Source organism: Streptomyces sp. ID05-39B (genome assembly GCF_033794725.1).
Taxonomy (GTDB): domain Bacteria; phylum Actinomycetota; class Actinomycetes; order Streptomycetales; family Streptomycetaceae; genus Streptomyces; species Streptomyces bobili.
This window is the reverse complement of the sequence record NZ_JARGEF010000541.1, coordinates 1-749: the sequence shown is the minus strand read 5'-3', so window position 1 is coordinate 749 and position 749 is coordinate 1. Positions and strand designations below refer to the sequence as shown.

General features: G+C 76.4%; 1 pseudogene. It reads left to right on the top strand.

Going from position 1 to position 749, the window contains the following annotated elements:
- Positions 1-557: pseudogene (locus tag P1P75_RS41785) on the top strand (DEAD/DEAH box helicase); the annotation flags it as partial.
- Positions 558-749 lie beyond the last annotated feature (192 nt).

The window sequence follows — 749 nt, the reverse complement described above, 5'->3', positions numbered from 1 at the left end:
CCCCCGCCCCGGGCGACTGGATCTCCGCGCGCGACATCGCGAGCCCCGGTGCCGGCGGCCCTCGGAGCGGCAGCGGCTCGCCCTACGACTCCGGCTCGCCGTACAGCTCCGGCTTCGCCGACCGCCGCCCCCGTACCCCGGCGCCCGCCTCCCGCGCCGTCGTCCTCGCCGCGGCGGACCCGGCGAACGCGTACGGCGCCGCCCTGCCCTGGCCCGAGCCGCCGAGCGACGCCGGTCACAAACCGGGCCGTAAGGCAGGCTCCCTCGTGGTGCTCGTCGACGGCGAGCTGGCGCTCTACATGGAGCGCGGCGGCAAGACGCTGCTGGCCTGGCCCGCCGCAGCGGACCACGCCGACTCCCCCGCCGACTCCCCCGCCGACGACCCGCGCCTGCCCGCGGCGGCGGAGTCCCTCGCCGCGGCCGCGCGCGCCGGCTCCCTCGGCACGATGACGGTGGAGCGCGTCAACGGCGTCTCGGCCCTGACCTCGCCCTTCGGTGCCCTCCTGGAAGGGGCGGGGTTCATCGCGACCCCCCGCGGCCTGAGACTGCGAGCATGACAAGCCACTGACCGCCCGGGCCGACCTCGACGGCCCAACCGACCGCGACGCCCGGAACAGCCGACAGAACCGAACGACCGCCATGCCCCTACCGACCGGCCTTACCGACCCGACCGGCCGGCCCCATCTGACCAGCCGAAACACCCTGCCCACCCCAATCCCCCCACAGCCCCCAAACCCCCGTCCCCTAAT